14 protein-coding genes are annotated in these 17230 nt (G+C 62.7%); 13 read left to right on the top strand and 1 reads right to left on the bottom strand.

The window, feature by feature from the left end:
• Positions 1–78: 78 nt before the first annotated feature.
• The gene (locus tag KI237_RS26915) at positions 79–693 is read left to right on the top strand and encodes a trimeric intracellular cation channel family protein (RefSeq protein ID WP_177343157.1); all 615 of its coding nucleotides are present in this window, start codon (positions 79–81) and stop codon (positions 691–693) included.
• Here KI237_RS26915 and queG read toward each other — a convergent pair.
• The gene (gene queG / locus KI237_RS26910; protein WP_212797772.1) at positions 675–1754 is read right to left on the bottom strand and encodes a tRNA epoxyqueuosine(34) reductase QueG; all 1080 of its coding nucleotides are present in this window, start codon (positions 1752–1754) and stop codon (positions 675–677) included. The two genes, KI237_RS26915 and queG, sit on opposite strands and share 19 nt — an antisense overlap.
• A 63-nt stretch (positions 1755–1817) precedes the next feature.
• On the opposite strand from queG, the gene KI237_RS26905 reads away from it, so the two are divergent.
• From KI237_RS26905 to KI237_RS26850, 12 genes are all read left to right on the top strand, one after another.
• On the top strand, positions 1818–3317 hold the full coding sequence (locus tag KI237_RS26905; RefSeq protein WP_212797771.1) for an NAD(P)H-hydrate dehydratase: 1500 nt from the start codon (positions 1818–1820) through the stop codon (positions 3315–3317).
• Positions 3305–3772 (top strand): tRNA (adenosine(37)-N6)-threonylcarbamoyltransferase complex ATPase subunit type 1 TsaE, encoded by a 468-nt coding sequence (gene tsaE, locus KI237_RS26900; protein ID WP_003197219.1) that lies wholly within the window; start codon positions 3305–3307, stop codon positions 3770–3772. The genes KI237_RS26905 and tsaE overlap by 13 nt, the downstream gene beginning before the upstream one ends.
• Before the next feature lie 3 nt (positions 3773–3775).
• A complete protein-coding gene (locus KI237_RS26895) occupies positions 3776–5206 on the top strand; it encodes an N-acetylmuramoyl-L-alanine amidase (RefSeq protein WP_283246279.1) in 1431 nt (476 codons plus the stop codon).
• Positions 5203–7116, top strand: a complete 1914-nt coding sequence (mutL, locus tag KI237_RS26890) for a DNA mismatch repair endonuclease MutL (protein ID WP_212797770.1) — start codon at positions 5203–5205, stop codon at positions 7114–7116. Before KI237_RS26895 ends, mutL begins: the two co-directional genes overlap by 4 nt.
• Positions 7116–8087, top strand: coding sequence for a tRNA (adenosine(37)-N6)-dimethylallyltransferase MiaA (gene miaA, locus KI237_RS26885; protein ID WP_212797769.1), 972 nt, complete (start codon positions 7116–7118; stop codon positions 8085–8087). The genes mutL and miaA overlap by 1 nt, the downstream gene beginning before the upstream one ends.
• A gap of 91 nt (positions 8088–8178) precedes the next feature.
• Positions 8179–8439, top strand: a complete 261-nt coding sequence (gene hfq / locus KI237_RS26880) for an RNA chaperone Hfq (protein ID WP_003186419.1) — start codon at positions 8179–8181, stop codon at positions 8437–8439.
• 12 nt (positions 8440–8451) lie between these two features.
• The gene (gene hflX / locus KI237_RS26875) at positions 8452–9753 is read left to right on the top strand and encodes a ribosome rescue GTPase HflX (RefSeq protein WP_122567306.1); all 1302 of its coding nucleotides are present in this window, start codon (positions 8452–8454) and stop codon (positions 9751–9753) included.
• An 85-nt stretch (positions 9754–9838) separates the two neighbouring features.
• Positions 9839–11011 carry an FtsH protease activity modulator HflK gene (hflK, locus tag KI237_RS26870; RefSeq protein WP_212797768.1) on the top strand — a complete coding sequence of 391 codons (1173 nt, stop codon included), beginning with the start codon at positions 9839–9841 and terminating at the stop codon, positions 11009–11011.
• Positions 11011–11880, top strand: coding sequence for a protease modulator HflC (hflC, locus tag KI237_RS26865; RefSeq protein ID WP_212797767.1), 870 nt, complete (start codon positions 11011–11013; stop codon positions 11878–11880). The genes hflK and hflC overlap by 1 nt, the downstream gene beginning before the upstream one ends.
• Positions 11881–12194: 314 nt before the next feature.
• Entirely contained in the window at positions 12195–13382 is a 1188-nt protein-coding gene (locus KI237_RS26860) for an ATP phosphoribosyltransferase regulatory subunit (protein ID WP_212797766.1), read from the top strand.
• Positions 13383–13436: 54 nt separating this feature from the next.
• Positions 13437–14729, top strand: a complete 1293-nt coding sequence (locus KI237_RS26855; protein WP_003186407.1) for an adenylosuccinate synthase — start codon at positions 13437–13439, stop codon at positions 14727–14729.
• Positions 14730–14878: 149 nt separating this feature from the next.
• Complete coding sequence (locus KI237_RS26850) at positions 14879–16813, top strand: methyl-accepting chemotaxis protein (protein WP_212797765.1); 1935 nt, start codon at positions 14879–14881, stop codon at positions 16811–16813.
• Positions 16814–17230: the final 417 nt, after the last annotated feature.

Below are 17230 nucleotides of genomic sequence, written 5' to 3'. Positions count from 1 at the left end.
TTTGGGATGGTCGATGGCTGCCCTCTTTTGGTGCCTGCCCGAAATGGCTAGACTGCGCGCCTTTGTGTACGGACCGCCATCATGTTGCTGATGCTTTATCTGATCGCCATCACCGCCGAAGCCATGACCGGCGCCCTGTCTGCCGGGCGTCGGGGCATGGACTGGTTCGGCGTGGTGCTGATCGCCTGCGTCACGGCGCTGGGTGGCGGCTCGGTGCGCGACGTGCTGCTCGGTCATTACCCGCTCACGTGGGTCAAGCATCCCGAGTACCTGGTGCTGACCACGGCAGCGGCGATGCTGACGGTGTTCCTGGCGCGCTGGATGCGCCATTTGCGTTCGTTGTTCCTGGTGCTCGACGCCGCTGGCCTGGTGGCGTTCACCCTGATCGGCTGCATGACGGCCCTGGAAATGGGCCATGGCATGCTGGTGGCGTCGGTCAGCGGGGTGATCACTGGAGTGTTCGGCGGCATTCTACGGGACATCTTCTGCAACGATATTCCGCTGATCTTCCGTCGTGAACTCTACGCCAGCGTCTCGTTTGCCGCGGCGTGGTGTTATCTGCTGTGTGTTTTCCTGCAACTGCCGAGCGAACAAGCGATCCTCATCACCTTGTTCGGCGGTTTCCTGCTGCGGCTCCTGGCGATTCGCTTCCACTGGGAAATGCCGAAGTTCGTCTACAACGACGAGGTTTGACGCTCGGCATGTTGACGCAACGCCCACTCCACGTGCTCGCGCACCAGCTCTGAGGGATCGTCGCGCCGCGCCTCCAGCGCTTGCAGCACGGGAATCGTTGATGGCGCATTACCCAGGCCCACCGCCAGGTTGCGCAACCAGCGCTCGTAACCGGCACGGCGCAACGGTGACCCTTCGGTGCTGCTCAGGAAAGTCGCCTCGTCCCACATGAACAGCTCGGCCAACCCGGCATTGTCCAGGTTGTGTCGCGGCTTGAAGTCGCTTTCCCCGGAGGGCCGGGCGAAGCGGTTCCATGGGCAGACGATCTGGCAGTCATCGCAGCCGAACACCCGGTTGCCGATCAACGGCCGCAGTTCCTCGGGAATGGAGCTTTTCAGCTCGATGGTCAGGTAGGAAATGCAGCGACGGGCATCGAGCACGTAGGGTCCGACGAAGGCATTTGTAGGACAGATGTCCAGGCACGCGGTGCATTTTCCGCAATGTTCGCTGGCATGGGGCGGATCCACCGGCAGCGGCAGGTCGACAAACAGCTCGCTCAGGAAGAAATAGCTGCCGGCCTTGCGGTTCAACACCAAGGTGTTTTTACCGATCCAGCCCAGGCCGGCCTGTTCGGCGATGGCTTTTTCCAGCACCGGTGCGCTGTCGACGAAGGCGCGGTAGCCAAAGGGGCCGATGACCGCCTGAATTTTTTCCGCCAATTGCTGCACGCGTTTACGGATCAATTTGTGGTAATCGCGGCCCAACGCATAACGCGAGACGTAGGCTTTCTCCGGTTGACCGAGCATCTGCGCCATGTGCGTGTCGCCCGACAGGTAGTCCATGCGCAGGGATACCACTCGCAGCGTACCCGGCACCAGTTCCTCAGGGTGCGAGCGTTTGCTGCCGTGGGCGCCCATGTAGTCCATTTCGCCGTGGTAGCCGGCGTCGAGCCAGCGTTGCAGGTGTTGCTCATGCTCGGCAAGGTCCAGGCCGCTGATGCCGACCTGCTGGAAGCCCAACTCGCGGCCCCACTCCTTGATGGACTGGGCGAGGGCGGGGAGGTCTGTGGGAATGGCAGGCATGAGGCGAGAGAAACCAGAGCTGAGATGCGTATAATTCTGCCAGACATCGGAGCCCGAAGACGCATGCCGCACACTAAAGATGATTTTCCCGACGCGCTGTACAGCGCCGCGCAGGTCCGGGCCCTCGACGCGCAACTGATCGCGACCGGCACCGCCGGTTTCGAATTGATGCAGCGCGCCGCCCGCGCCACCTGGCGCGCGATCGTCCGGCGCTGGCCTGAGGCCCACGAGCTGACGGTGCTGGCCGGGCATGGCAACAACGCTGGCGATGGCTACCTGGTCGCCACCCTGGCCCGGCGTGCCGGCTGGTCGGTGCGGGTGCTGACAGTGGGTGAGCCTCGGCGCTTGCAAGGCGACGCCGCCAATGCCCACGCCGAGGCGGTGGCGGTCGGCGTGCCGTTGGAGTCGTGGTCGGATGAGGCAGAGTTGCGCGGCGTATTGCTGGACGCGCTGTTGGGCACGGGCGTGAGTGGTGATGTGCGCGAGCCTTATGTGCAGGCCATCGATACGATCAATGTCAGCGGCCTGCCGGTCGCGGCGGTGGATATCCCCTCGGGGTTGTGCGCCGATACCGGGCGGGTGTTGGGCACCGCGGTGGTGGCCGACCTGACCGTGACCTTCATTGGCTTGAAACTGGGCCTGTTTACCGGCGAAGCGGCGGACCGGGTCGGTGAGCTGGTGTTCAACGACCTGCACGCCGACCCAGAGATTGTTGAACCGGCGCCGGCCAGTGCCCGGCTGCTCTCACCGCATAATCTGCCACGTCTGACATCTCGCGCCGCCACTTCCCACAAAGGCAAGTTCGGTCACGTGCTGTTGATCGGTGGCGACCGGGGCTTTGGCGGCGCGATCCAGATGAGCGCCGAAAGCGCCCTGCGCTGCGGTGCTGGGATGGTTTCGATGGCGACCCGCAGCGAGCACGTATCCGCCGCGCTGACGCGTTTGCCGGAAGTGATGGTGCAGGGTACCCATTCGGCGAACCAACTGATGGGTTTGCTCCAGCAGGCCAGCGTGCTGGTGGTCGGGCCAGGCCTGGGCCAGGCCGCTTGGGGGCGTAGCCTGTTGTCGGCGGCGGCCAATGCGCCGCTGCCACAAGTGTGGGATGCCGATGCGTTGAACCTGCTGAGCAACGGTGACGTGGGTTTGCCTGCGCAGTGTGTCATCACCCCGCACCCGGGCGAGGCGGCGCGATTGCTCGGGATATCCACAGCCCAGGTGCAGGCCGATCGCCCGGCGGCGGCCCATGCATTAAGTCAGAAATACACCGCCACGGTGATCCTCAAGGGTGCTGGCAGCCTGATTGCCAGCCCGGACGGTCGCCTGGCGGTTTGCAGTCAGGGCCATCCGGCCATGGCTACGGCAGGCCTGGGAGATGTGCTGGCTGGCGTGGTCGGCGCCTTGCTGGCCCAGGGCATGGAGGGCTTCGAGGCCGCGTGCCTGGCGGTCTGGTTGCATGCCAATGCCGGTGCCCAGGTCGGTCGCTCGGGTCGGGGGTTGGCGGCCACCGATCTGATTCCGGCCATTCGTCAGTTGTTGGAGGAGCATTCACCGTGTCTGAAGTAACCCTGTACGTGGCCGACGAACAAGCCATGACACAATTTGGCGCCCGCATCGCGCAGATCACCGCCGGCCACGGCCTGATTTTTCTCGAAGGCGACCTTGGCGCGGGGAAAACCACCCTGTCCCGTGGCATCATTCGCGGCCTCGGGCACGTTGGCTCCGTCAAGAGCCCTACGTTCACCCTGGTCGAGCCCTACGAGATCGGCGACATTCGCGCCTTCCATTTCGACCTGTATCGACTGGTGGATCCTGAAGAGCTGGAATTCCTCGGTATCCGCGATTATTTCGAAGATGATGCCTTGTGCCTGATCGAATGGCCCCAGAAGGGTGCAGGCTTTTTGCCAAAGCCCGACCTGACCATTACCATTGGCGCGCAGAACGGCGGGCGTTCGCTGAAACTGACGCCGCAAGGCTCGCGTGGCGAGTCGTGGTGTGCCGCTTTGGCATTGGAAAACTAATTGATGATGGGGTTTGGTATGCGCTTTCGCGCGGTGGTTGCTGTCGTAGGACTGTTGCTTACGGCACTGGCCGTCGATGCTGTGGCCGAGACAAAGGTCAACAGCGTTCGCCTCTGGCGGGCGCCGGACAACACGCGTCTGGTGTTTGACCTGACGGGTCCGGTGCAGCACAGCGTATTCACCCTGACCGCCCCGGATCGCCTGGTGATCGACATCAACGGTGCGTCCCTGGGCGCGCCATTGAACGTGGCAACCGCCAACACGCCGATTACCGCGATGCGCTCGGCCCAGCGTACGCCGACCGACCTGCGGGTGGTGATCGACCTGAAAAAAGCCGTCACACCGAAAAGCTTCACCCTGGCCCCCAATGCCCAATACGGCAACCGGCTGGTGGTGGACTTGTTCGACAACCCGGCCGATGCGGCGCCACCTGCGCCGCCGCCGCCCAATGTCGCGACGGTGCCAGCGGTGCCGGTGACCCCGACCGAGCCTGCGCTCAAGCTGCCACCGGCCCCAGCCGGCAAGCGCGACATCATCGTGGTGATCGACGCCGGTCACGGCGGCGAAGACCCGGGCGCCTCGGGTTCGCGCGGGCAGCGAGAAAAAGACGTGGTGCTGTCCATCGCCCGCGAATTGCAGCGCCAGGTCAACGGCATGAAGGGCTTCCGCGCCGAACTGACCCGTACCGGCGACTACTTCATTCCTTTGCGCGGGCGTACCGAAATCGCTCGCAAGAAAGGCGCCGACCTGTTCGTCTCCATCCACGCCGACGCCGCGCCTTCCGCGGCGGCGTTCGGCGCCTCGGTGTTTGCCCTGTCCGATCGCGGCGCCACGTCCGAGACCGCCCGTTGGCTGGCCGACAGCGAAAACCGTTCCGACCTGATCGGTGGTGCCGGCAACGTCAGTCTCGACGACAAGGACCGGATGCTCGCCGGTGTATTGCTCGATTTGTCGATGACGGCCTCGTTGACCTCCAGCCTGAACGTTGGCCAGAAAGTCCTGAGCAACATCGGTCGCGTCACGCCGCTGCACAAGCAGCGCGTCGAGCAGGCCGGGTTCATGGTGCTCAAGTCGCCGGATATCCCGTCGATCCTGGTGGAAACCGGCTTCATTTCCAACGCCAACGAAGCGTCCAAACTGTCGTCTTCCAACCATCAGCAGGCGCTGGCCCGTTCCATCAGCAGCGGCGTGCGGCAGTTCTTCCAGCAGAACCCACCGCCAGGCACCTACATCGCCTGGCTGCGCGACTCTGGCAAGATCGCCCAGGGGCCGCGGGACCATCGGGTCAATCCTGGCGAAACCCTGGCGATGATCGCCGTGCGTTACCAGGTGTCCCCCGCGACCTTGCGCAGCGCCAACAACCTCAAGAGCGATGAGCTCAAGATCGGCCAGACGCTGACCATTCCCGGCAACGACGTGGCGGTCCAGCAATGAGCGATGAAGTGATCGGCAGCAACGCCCGCATCGAGCTGCTCAGCCCCCGGCTGGCGAACCAGATCGCTGCCGGTGAAGTGGTCGAGCGTCCGGCGTCGGTCATCAAGGAACTGTTGGAAAACAGCCTTGATTCCGGGGCCAGGCGCATCGACGTGGATGTCGAGCAGGGCGGCGTCAAGCTGCTGCGGGTGCGCGATGACGGTGGCGGTATTTCTTCCGACGACCTGCCGCTGGCCTTGGCGCGTCACGCCACCAGCAAGATCCGCGACCTGGAAGACCTCGAACGGGTCATGAGCCTGGGGTTTCGGGGCGAGGCGCTGGCGTCCATCAGTTCGGTGTCGCGCCTGACCCTCACCTCCCGCACCCGCGACGCCGAGCAGGCCTGGCAGGTCGAGACCGAGGGCCGGGACATGGCCTCTCGCGTGCAGCCTGCGGCCCATCCGGTGGGCACCTCGGTGGAAGTGCGCGATCTGTTCTTCAACACCCCGGCCCGGCGCAAGTTCCTCAAGGCCGAGAAGACTGAATTCGATCACTTGCAGGAGGTCATCAAGCGCCTGGCCCTGGCGCGCTTTGACGTGGCGTTCCATTTGCGCCACAACGGCAAGACCATCCTCAGCCTGCACGAGGCCCACGATGATGCGGCCCGCGCCCGCCGTGTCGGCGCGGTGTGCGGCGCAGGCTTCCTGGAGCAGGCATTGCCCATCGAGGTGGAGCGCAATGGCCTGCACCTGTGGGGTTGGGTCGGGTTGCCGACCTTTTCCCGCAGCCAGGCGGACTTGCAGTATTTCTACGTGAACGGTCGTGCGGTGCGCGACAAACTGGTGGCCCACGCGGTGCGCCAGGCTTATCGCGATGTGCTGTTCAATGGCCGGCATCCGACCTTCGTGCTGTTTTTCGAAGTCGATCCGGCCGTGGTGGACGTCAATGTGCACCCGACCAAGCATGAGGTGCGTTTCCGTGACGGGCGCATGGTCCACGATTTCCTCTACGGCACCTTGCACCGTGCCTTGGGCGACGTGCGTCCGGAAGATCAATTGGCGGCGCCGGCGGCGGTGGGCGGCATGGTCCGGCCAACGGGGTTGGACGCCGGCGAATTCGGGCCTCAGGGCGAAATGCGCCTGGCGGCCAATGCACTGCTGGAGCAGCCCCAGCCGCAACCAAGCTACAACACCGCCGGGAGCGGTGCTGGCAGCGGCTATCAGTATCAATACACCCCGCGCCCGCAATCCAACGTACCGGCAGCCGAGGCCCAGGCGGCCTATCGCGAGTTCTTCAAGCCCTTGCCGGACGCCGGGGCGGCGGCGATGCCCGACGGCCAAGGCGATATCCCGCCGCTGGGCTATGCCTTGGCGCAACTCAAAGGCATTTATATCCTCTCGGAAAACGCCCAGGGCCTGGTCCTGGTGGACATGCACGCCGCCCACGAGCGGATCATGTACGAGCGGCTGAAAATCGCCATGGCCAGCGAAGGCTTGAGCGGCCAGCCGCTGTTGGTGCCTGAATCCCTGGCGGTCAGCCAGCGCGAAGCCGATTGCGCCGAAGAACATGTGGCCTGGTTTCAGCGCCTGGGCTTCGAATTGCAGCGCCTGGGGCCCGAAACCCTGGCGATCCGTCAGATCCCGGCCTTGTTGAAACAAGCCGAGGCCAATCGCCTGGTCAGTGACGTACTGGCGGACTTGATGGAATACGGCACCAGCGACCGCATCCAGGCGCACCTGAACGAACTGCTCGGCACCATGGCCTGCCACGGCGCGATCCGCGCTAACCGGCGCCTGGCCCTGCCGGAAATGAACGGCCTGCTGCGGGACATGGAAAACACCGAACGCAGCGGTCAATGCAACCATGGCCGGCCGACCTGGACCCAATTGGGCCTGGACGACCTGGACAAACTGTTCTTGCGCGGTCGTTGATGAGCCAGTTGCCACCCGCGATTTTCCTGATGGGACCGACCGCCGCCGGCAAGACCGACCTGGCCATCGAATTGACCAAGGTCCTGCCCTGCGAGTTGATCAGCGTCGATTCGGCCCTGGTCTACCGGGGCATGGACATCGGCACCGCGAAGCCGTCGAAAGAACTGCTGGCCGAATTTCCCCACCGCCTGATCGACATCCTCGACCCGGCCGAAGCCTACTCGGCAGCCGATTTCCGCCGTGATGCCCTCCAGGCCATGGCCGAGATCACCGCGCGGGGCAAGGTTCCGCTGCTGGTGGGCGGCACGATGCTGTATTACAAGGCCTTGGTCGAGGGATTGGCGGACATGCCCGCGGCCGATCCCGAGGTGCGTGCGCAGATCGAAGAAGAGGCTGCGCGCCTTGGTTGGCAAGCCCTGCACGAGCAATTGGCGGTTATCGACCCGGAATCGGCGGCGCGTATTCACCCCAATGATCCACAGCGGCTCAGTCGGGCCCTGGAGGTTTATCGGGTCAGCGGACAGAGCATGACGGCCCTGCGCCAACGACAATCTGCGCAAAGTACTGAAGCAGCCGCTTCGGGACTGCAACAATTGCCCTATACTGTCGCGAATCTGGCCATCGCTCCGGCGAACCGGCAAGTGCTGCATCGGCGAATTGAACAAAGATTCACATTAATGTTGGAACAGGGGTTCATAGACGAGGTCGTAGCCCTGCGTGAGCGAAGTGACCTGCATGCCGGGTTGCCGTCTATACGTGCGGTAGGTTATCGACAAGTCTGGGATTACCTAGACGGCAAGCTGACGTCAGCCGAGATGCAGGAGCGTGGGATCATTGCCACGCGCCAATTGGCGAAACGCCAGTTCACCTGGCTGCGCAGCTGGACTGACCTGCATTGGCTCGACAGTCTCGATTGCGACAATCTGCCGCGCGCCTTGAAATACCTTGGGACCATCTCCATATTGAGCTGAGTCCTTGCAATTGCCGTCTATCCTTGGGGGTGTGACGGCCCAAGCCATCTGATTCCGATTTTTATTATTGATCCTTAAAGGAGTGCGGCACATGTCAAAAGGGCATTCGCTACAAGACCCTTACTTGAACACTTTACGTAAAGAGAAAGTTGGGGTGTCCATCTATCTGGTCAACGGGATCAAACTGCAAGGCACGATCGAGTCTTTCGACCAGTTCGTCATCCTTCTGAAAAACACCGTCAGCCAAATGGTCTACAAGCACGCGATCTCGACCGTCGTGCCAGTTCGTCCAATTCGTCTGCCTAGCGCAACCGAATCCGAAGGCGGTGACGCTGAACCGGGTAACGCCTGATAGGAGCCTCCTTTGTTCTTTGAGCGCCACGGTGGTGGTGAACGGGCCATACTCGTTCACTTGGATGGACAGGACCCTGAGGCGCGCGAAGATCCGCAGGAGTTTCAGGAATTGGCACTTTCGGCTGGCGCCGAGACCGTCGCGTTTTTCAACGTGCCGCGTCATCGGCCAACCGCCAAGTTCCTGATCGGCAGTGGCAAGGTCGAGGAGTTGCGCGACCTGGTCAAGGCCGAGCAGGTTGACCTGGTGATTTTCAATCACATCCTCACGCCCAGTCAGGAACGTAACCTCGAACGTGTCTTCGAGTGTCGCGTGATCGACCGTACGGGGCTGATTCTCGATATTTTCGCCCAACGCGCCCGCACCCATGAAGGCAAGCTCCAGGTCGAACTGGCCCAGCTTGAGCACATGAGTACGCGGCTGGTTCGCGGCTGGACTCACCTTGAGCGGCAAAAAGGCGGTATCGGCCTGCGAGGCCCGGGTGAAACCCAGCTGGAAACCGACCGGCGCCTGCTACGGGTGCGCCTGCGCCAGATCAAGGGGCGGTTGGAAAAGGTTCGGAGCCAGCGCGAGCAGTCGCGACGCGGCCGCAAGCGCGCGGATATCCCAACGGTTTCACTGGTGGGCTATACCAACGCCGGCAAATCGACCCTGTTCAATAATGTCACCCAATCCGACGTCTACGCCGCCGACCAGTTGTTCGCCACGCTCGACCCGACCCTGCGCCGACTCGACCTGGACGACCTCGGGCCGATCGTGCTGGCCGACACCGTGGGCTTCATCCGTCACCTGCCGCATAAGCTGGTCGAGGCTTTCCGGGCTACGCTCGAAGAGTCGAGCAACTCCGACCTGCTGCTGCACGTGATCGATGCCGCCGAACCGGACCGGATGCTGCAGATCGAGCAGGTGATGGTGGTGCTGGGCGAGATCGGAGCCCAGGACTTGCCGATCCTCGAGGTATACAACAAACTCGATTTGCTCGAAGGCGTGGAGCCGCAGATCCAGCGCGATGCCGACGGCAAGCCGCAACGGGTCTGGCTGTCGGCCCGTGACGGCAGCGGCCTGGACCTGCTCAAGCAGGCTGTGGCCGAGCTGTTGGGCAATGATCTGTTTGTTGGCACCCTGAAATTGCCGCAACGTTTCGCCCGGCTACGGGCCCAGTTCTTTGAGCTGGGGGCCGTGCAAAAAGAAGAACACGACGAAGAGGGCGTCTGCCTGCTGGCTGTTCGCCTGCCTCGGGCGGAGCTCAATCGGCTGGTCAGCCGCGAAGGGCTGCAACCGATGGAATTCATCGAGCAACACACTTTGCAATAAAAGCCTGAGAAAGCGGTGTCAGGCATTCTGTAGCATTGGTCGGCGCGCCGTGGGTGCGTCTTTGCTTTATCAGATGGAGAGCGCTATGGCTTGGAATGAGCCGGGTGGCAACTCGAATAATCAGGATCCTTGGGGTGGCAAGCGTCGTAACAACGGCGACCGCAAGGGGCCGCCGGATCTCGACGAGGCCTTCCGAAAGCTGCAGGAAAGCCTGAACGGTTTGTTCGGTGGTGGTAAAAAACGCGGTGACGAGGGGGGCGGTCGGCCGGGCAAGGGTGGCGGTTTCGGCCTGCTCGGCATCGGTCTGGTCGTGCTTGCGGCTATCTGGCTGTACAGCGCGGTCTATGTCGTGGACGAGCAGGAGCAGGCCGTGGTGCTGCGCTTCGGCAAGTACTACGAGACGGTTGGCCCGGGCCTGAATATCTACTTCCCGCCGATCGACCAGAAGTACCTGGAAAACGTCACGCGTGAGCGGGCGTACACCAAGCAGGGCCAGATGCTGACCGAAGACGAGAACATCGTCGAAGTGCCGCTGACCGTGCAATACAAGATCACCAACCTGCAGGACTTCGTGCTGAACGTCGACCAGCCGGAAATCAGCCTGCAGCATGCGACCGAAAGTGCCTTGCGCCACGTAGTGGGTTCCACCGCCATGGACCAGGTGCTGACTGAAGGTCGTGAACTGATGGCCAGCGAAATCAAGGAGCGCCTGCAACGGTTCCTCGATACCTATCGCACCGGTATCACCGTCACCCAGGTCAACGTCCAGAGCGCGGCAGCCCCGCGTGAGGTCCAGGAAGCCTTCGACGACGTAATCCGTGCCCGTGAAGACGAGCAGCGTTCGCGCAACCAGGCCGAAACCTATGCCAACGGCGTTGTGCCCGAAGCCCGTGGTCAGTCCCAGCGCATCATCGAGGATGCCAACGGTTACCGTGACGAAGTGGTCTCCCGTGCCAAGGGTGAGGCTGATCGCTTCACCAAGCTGGTGGCCGAGTATCGCAAGGCCCCTGAAGTGACCCGCCAGCGTCTGTACCTGGACACCATGCAGGAAGTCTTCAGCAACACCAGCAAGGTCCTCGTGACCGGCAACAAGAACGGCCAGAGCAATCTGCTGTACCTGCCGCTGGACAAGATGGTCGAGAGCGGTCGCAACACCAGCACGCCACCGACCAGCTCGGCGGCCGCCAGCAATGAAGCCAACGCTCGCGCGGCGGCGGACCTGCAGCAACAGCAAGCACGTACCAGGGAGAGTCGCTGATGAGCAATAAATCGCTGATCGCCCTTATTGTCGGTGTCGTCGTGGCGATCGCTGCCTGGAACTGCTTCTACATCGTGGCTCAGACCGAGCGCGCGGTGTTGCTGCAATTCGGTCGTGTGGTCCAGCCTGATGTCCAGCCGGGGCTGCATGTGAAGGTGCCGTACGTCAACAAGGTGCGCAAGTTCGACGCTCGCCTGATGACGCTGGATGCGCCGACGCAACGCTTCCTGACGCTGGAAAAGAAAGCCGTGATGGTGGATGCCTATGCCAAGTGGCGCGTGAAGGATGCCGAGCGCTTCTACACCGCGACCTCGGGCCTGAAGCAGATCGCCGACGAGCGCCTGTCCCGTCGTCTGGAATCGGGCCTGCGTGACCAGTTCGGTAAGCGCACGCTGCATGAAGTCGTGTCCGGTGAGCGTGATGCGCTCATGGCCGACATCACCCGTTCGCTGAACACGATGGCGGAAAAAGAGCTGGGTATCGAAGTGGTCGATGTCCGGGTCAAGGCCATCGACCTGCCGAAGGAAGTGAACCGCAGCGTGTTCGAGCGCATGAGCACCGAGCGTGAGCGTGAAGCCCGCGAGCACCGTGCCAAGGGTAACGAGCTGGCCGAAGGCATCCGTGCCGACGCCGATCGCCAACGCCGTGTGCTGCTGGCCGAAGCCTATCGTGAATCGGAAGAGGTCCGTGGTGATGGTGATGCCCAGGCCGCTTCGATCTACGCCAAGGCCTACGGCCAGGATCAGGAGTTCTACGCGTTCTACCGTAGCCTGCGTGCCTACCGTGAAAGCTTTGCGAACAAATCCGACGTCCTGGTCCTGGACCCAAGCAGCGACTTCTTCCACTACCTGGAAAAGTCCAAGCCTTGATGCGACGTTGACCTGAGGCACTCCGCCCGGCGGCTAAAGCGTCGGGCGGGGTGATCCTTTGGGAAAACGTGTGTATGATGCGGCAGCCGGGAAATTCCCGGCTTTTTTGCGTCTGCACGTTCGATTGCTGTTTATAAGGTGCAGGCGTCGGGTTGAACGACCCGACAGGTTTTTCGAGGAAAGCGCTGGGCGAGGCCGATTGCGGGCCATTCGTCACGTCGCTCATGCGCGTGTTTTGCGTGTGGGCCAGTGTTTTCTGCTTCACTCAAGGCTTGCCCAAGGGCTGGCCGCCCGGACCATAGGGGAATGGCGTAATGGCAACGGTAGACCGCTGGCTGCTGCCAGATGGCATCGAAGAAGTACTGCCACCGGAAGCTGCGCGTATCGAAGTAGCGCGTCGGCAGGTGTTGGATCTGTTCCAGAGTTGGGGTTACGAGTTCGTCGTTACCCCGCATATCGAGTACCTGGAATCCCTGCTCACTGGCGCGGGCCAGGACCTGGACCTGCGCACCTTCAAGGTTATCGACCCGCAGTCGGGCCGGCAGATGGGCTTTCGTGCCGACATCACGCCGCAAGTCGCGCGCATCGATGCCCACACCTTGCGCCGTGAAGGTCCGAGCCGCCTGTGCTACGCCGGCAGTGTGCTGCATGCCCAGCCGCGCGCCTTGTCGTCTTCGCGCAGCCCGATCCAGCTGGGCGCCGAGTTGTATGGCGATGCCAGTCCGAGCAGCGACGTAGAAGTCATCAGCCTGATGTTGGCCATGCTGCAACTGGCTGACGTGCCGGATGTCCACATGGATCTGGGGCATGTTGGTATCTATCGCGGCCTGGCCCGTGCGGCCGGTTTGTCTGGCGAAGTGGAGCAACAGCTGTTCGATGCCCTGCAGCGCAAGGCCATCGACGAAGTCATCAGCCTGACCGAGGGCCTGCCGGCTGATCTGTCGAGCATGCTGCGGGCGCTGGTGGACCTGTGTGGCGGACGTGAAGTGTTGGCCGCTGCCCGTGAACGCCTGGCTCACGCGCCGGCGCCTGTGTTGGCGGCGCTGGACGACTTGCTGGCGATTGCCGAGCGTCTGTCGGTGCGTTTCCCCGACTTGCCGCTGTATTTCGACCTGGGTGAGTTGCGCGGTTATCACTACCACACGGGTGTCGTCTTTGCTGTGTTCGTCCCGGGCGTGGGTCAGTCCATTGCCCAGGGTGGCCGTTATGACGACATCGGTGCCGACTTCGGTCGCGCCCGTCCGGCGACCGGTTTCTCTACCGATTTGAAAACCCTGGTGACCCTGGGGCGTGCTGAAGTCGAGCTACCGTCTGGCGGTATCTGGATGCCTGACAGTACGGATGCGGCACTCTGGCAGGCAGTCTGCCAGTTGCGCAGTGAGGGTCAGCGTGTCGTCCAGGCTTTGCCTGGGCAACCTTTGGCCGCCGCCCGTGAAGCGGACTGCGACCGGCAATTGATTCAGCAGAACGGGCTTTGGCAAGTATTGCCGCTGGCTTCTTGAGTTTTCCTGCCGGCTGCGGCCGGCACCAAGTTTGCGCGAATGAGGACAAGTGTTATGGGTAAGAATGTCGTAGTCCTGGGCACCCAGTGGGGTGATGAGGGCAAAGGCAAGATCGTTGATCTGCTGACCGAACATGCTGCCGCCGTAGTGCGCTACCAGGGTGGCCACAACGCAGGTCACACCTTGGTGATCGACGGTGAAAAAACCGTCCTGCACCTGATTCCGTCGGGCGTGCTGCGCGAAGGCGTACAGTGCCTGATCGGCAACGGTGTGGTGGTTGCTCCCGACGCCTTGCTGCGGGAAATCATCAAGCTGGAAGAAAAAGGCGTACCGGTGCGCGAGCGCCTGCGTATCAGCCCGTCCTGCCCGCTGATCCTGTCCTATCACGTTGCGCTGGACCAGGCCCGTGAAAAGGCCCGTGGCGAGCTGAAGATCGGCACCACCGGTCGCGGCATCGGCCCGGCTTACGAAGATAAAGTCGCCCGTCGTGGCCTGCGCATCGGTGACCTGTTCCACCGTGAGCGTTTCGCCGCCAAGCTGGGCGAGTTGCTGGACTACCACAACTTTGTCCTGGTCAATTACTACAAAGAACCGGCCATCGACTTCCAGAAAACCCTGGATGAGTGCATGGAATACGCCGAGCTGCTCAAGCCGATGATGCTCGACGTGACTGCCGAGCTGCACGAGCTGCGTCGCGCTGGCAAGGACATCATGTTCGAGGGCGCCCAGGGTTCGCTGCTGGACATCGACCACGGTACCTACCCGTACGTCACCAGCTCCAACACCACCGCCGGCGGCATCGCCACGGGTTCGGGTTTCGGTCCGATGTACCTGGACTACATCCTGGGTATCACCAAGGCCTACACCACTCGCGTCGGTTCGGGTCCGTTCCCGACTGAGCTGTTCGACGACGTCGGTGCTTTCCTGGCCAAGCGTGGCCATGAGTTCGGTGCCACCACCGGCCGTGCTCGTCGTTGCGGTTGGTTCGATGCCGTCATCCTGCGTCGTGCCATCGACGTCAACAGCATCTCGGGCCTGTGCCTGACCAAGCTGGACGTGCTGGACGGCCTGGAAACCATCAACATCTGCGTGGGCTACAAGAACCAGGACGGCGCGGTCATCGATGCACCGACCGATGCCGACAGCTACATCGGCCTGGAGCCGGTGTACGAGCAGATGCCAGGTTGGACCGAATCGACCGTGGGCGCCAAGACCCTGGAAGAGCTGCCAGTGGCGGCCCGCAACTACATCAAGCGCGTCGAAGAGTTGGTCGGTGCGCCGATCGACATTATTTCGACGGGGCCGGACCGCAACGAAACCATCGTTCTGCGTCACCCGTTTGCCTGATAAGTCTCTGATGTAAAACACAAAGGGCCCTCGTTGGGCCCTTTGTCGTTTCTGTCAGTCGGGCGGCACGACACTTGCTATGCAACTCCATTAAGGCACCGCTTTCACGAGTGCCATCAAATTAATGGCGTTTGGTAGAGGGATTTCACGTGTCGGCCGTTCTCTCACTGTTACAAAGCCGTTTATTGCGGCCTGTGTTCGTTACCCTGGGTATCGCCCTTTTGGTGCAGGTGCTGGTGGCCGTTGCGCTGACCCGAAGCACCGTCACGGCGCTGGAAGCTGACCTGGGTGCGCGGTTGGGGGCGGACAGCCAGAAACTTTCCGCCGAGCTGGAGCAGGCCGGGCGAGAGGTCACGTCTAGCCTGGACAGCCTGTCCGCCAATACCCGCCAGCGGCTGAACGCCGGGCTGTCCACTCGCCTGAAGGACGAGCAGGCGCAGTTGCGTGGGACCTTGGAGAAGGACTTGAGGGACTCCGCCAATGATATGGCGCAACTCCTGGCTTCCGTCGCACCCCGCGCCATGTGGGACAGCGACGTGCCCACCCTCTCGGAATTCGCCCGTCGGGCCCAGCGCAATCCCAACGTGCTGTTCGTCATCTATGACGACGCTGCGGGTGAGCACCTGACGCGCTACCTGAACCGGGAAAACCCGATTAATAAAGCGCTGTTGGAGAAAGGCAAGGGCGAGCGGGCGTTGGACAAGGTGCTGGATGCGGCGAAGAGCGATCCGTCGGTGTATTACCTCGAAGCCTCGATCAACCCCAATGGCGTAGAGATCGGCAAGGTCTTGATGGGGGTTTCCACGGCGTCCGTTGAAACCGACCTCAAGGCGCTGGACCAACGCTTCTCGGCCTTGATCGCCAGCAGCGACCAGTTGGTCGGCGACAGCCTCAAGGGGGCGGCGGCCGACAGCGCCACCGCCATGCGCGGTCGCCTGGAATCGGCCCAGGCTACGGCGACGCAAATGCAGACCAATACCGCCAGCACCGTGCGGGACGCGGCGGGCACCTTGCGTTGGCGCATCGGCCTGGGCCTGGCGCTGGTAGGCCTCGGCGTGCTGGTACTGCTGGCCGTGGTGCTGGGGCGTCGGGTGGTCAATCGCTTGAAGTTGCTGATCGCGGCCATGAACGACCTGGCGGCAGGCGAGGGTGACCTGACCAAGCGTGTGCAAATCAGCAGCAAGGATGAAATCGGCGACATGGCCTCGGCGGTCAATCGCTTTGTGGATAAGTTGCAACCCATCGTGCGCGAGGCGGGCGATGTGGCCCAGCGTACCGGTGTGGAAATCGGCGCGATGACCTTGCGCAACTCCGGTGCCGATGCGGCGGCCGGGATGCAGCGTGATGAAGTGGCCGAGAGCCTGCGGGCGCTGTCGCAAATGGCTGATGAAGCTCAATCGGAAAGCCAGGCGATGCAGGCAGCCCTGCGGCAAGTGGTGGAGATCCGCCAGGCCACCGATGAAAACACGCGCACTTCGGCCAAGGTCAGTGGCTTGATCGAGGCCCTGGCCGGTCAGGTCGACACTGGAGCGAAAGTGATCGAGCGCCTGGCGCAGCAGAGCGAACAGATTGAAGTGGTGTTGACCGTGATTCACGGCATCGCCGAGCAGACTAACTTGCTGGCCTTGAACGCGGCCATCGAGGCGGCGCGTGCCGGGGAAACCGGGCGCGGGTTTGCGGTGGTGGCGGATGAGGTGCGGGCCTTGGCGAGTAAGACCCAAAGCTCAACGGGCGATATTCAGGCGCATATCGTGGCCTTGCAGCAGGGGGCTCGCGAGGCGGTGGCCGCTATCGGCCAGGCCGGGCGCCAGGCCAGTGAGGGCTTGTTGGTGCTGCGAGACAGCGCGCGATTGCAGCAGTCGGTGCAGGCGTCCGTAGAGCAGGTGCATGCAGCTATCGGCCTGGCGACTCAGGCCGCGGCTCATCAGGCTCAGGGCGCGCAAGCGGTGCGCGGACGGGTGGAAACCATCCATGCCCAGGCCGAGAAGGCGGCCCAGGCCGTGGTCGAGACCACCGCCAGTGGCAAGGTGTTGGATAGTTTGGCGGCGCAGTTGAAGGCGAGCCTGGGGCAGTTCAGGGCTTGATCGGGCGGCTGGGCTGGCCTCATCGCGAGCAAGCTCGCTCCCACAGTTGATTTTCAATGGATGCAGATTTTGTGTCCGGCATGAATCCCTGTGGGAGGGCTTGATCGGGCGGCTGGGCTGGCCTCATCGCGAGCAAGCTCGCTCCCACAGTTGATTTTCAATGGATGCAGATTTTGTGTCCGGCATGAATCCCTGTGGGAGGGCTTGATCGGGCGGCTGGGCTGGCCTCATCGCGAGCAAGCTCGCTCCCACAGTTGATTTTCAATGGATGCAGATTTTGTGTCCGACATTCCTGTGGGAGGGCTTGATCGGGCGGCTGGGCTGGCCTCATCGCGAGCAAGCTCGCTCCCACAGTTGATTTTCAATGGATGCAGATTTTGTGTCCGACATTCCTGTGGGAGGGCTTGATCGGGCGGC

Origin of the sequence: Pseudomonas sp. St316 (assembly GCF_018325905.1) — a bacterium.
Classification (GTDB): Bacteria; Pseudomonadota; Gammaproteobacteria; order Pseudomonadales; family Pseudomonadaceae; genus Aquipseudomonas.
The sequence above is the reverse complement of the archived record's forward strand: the minus strand, read 5'-3'. Positions and strand labels throughout refer to the sequence as shown.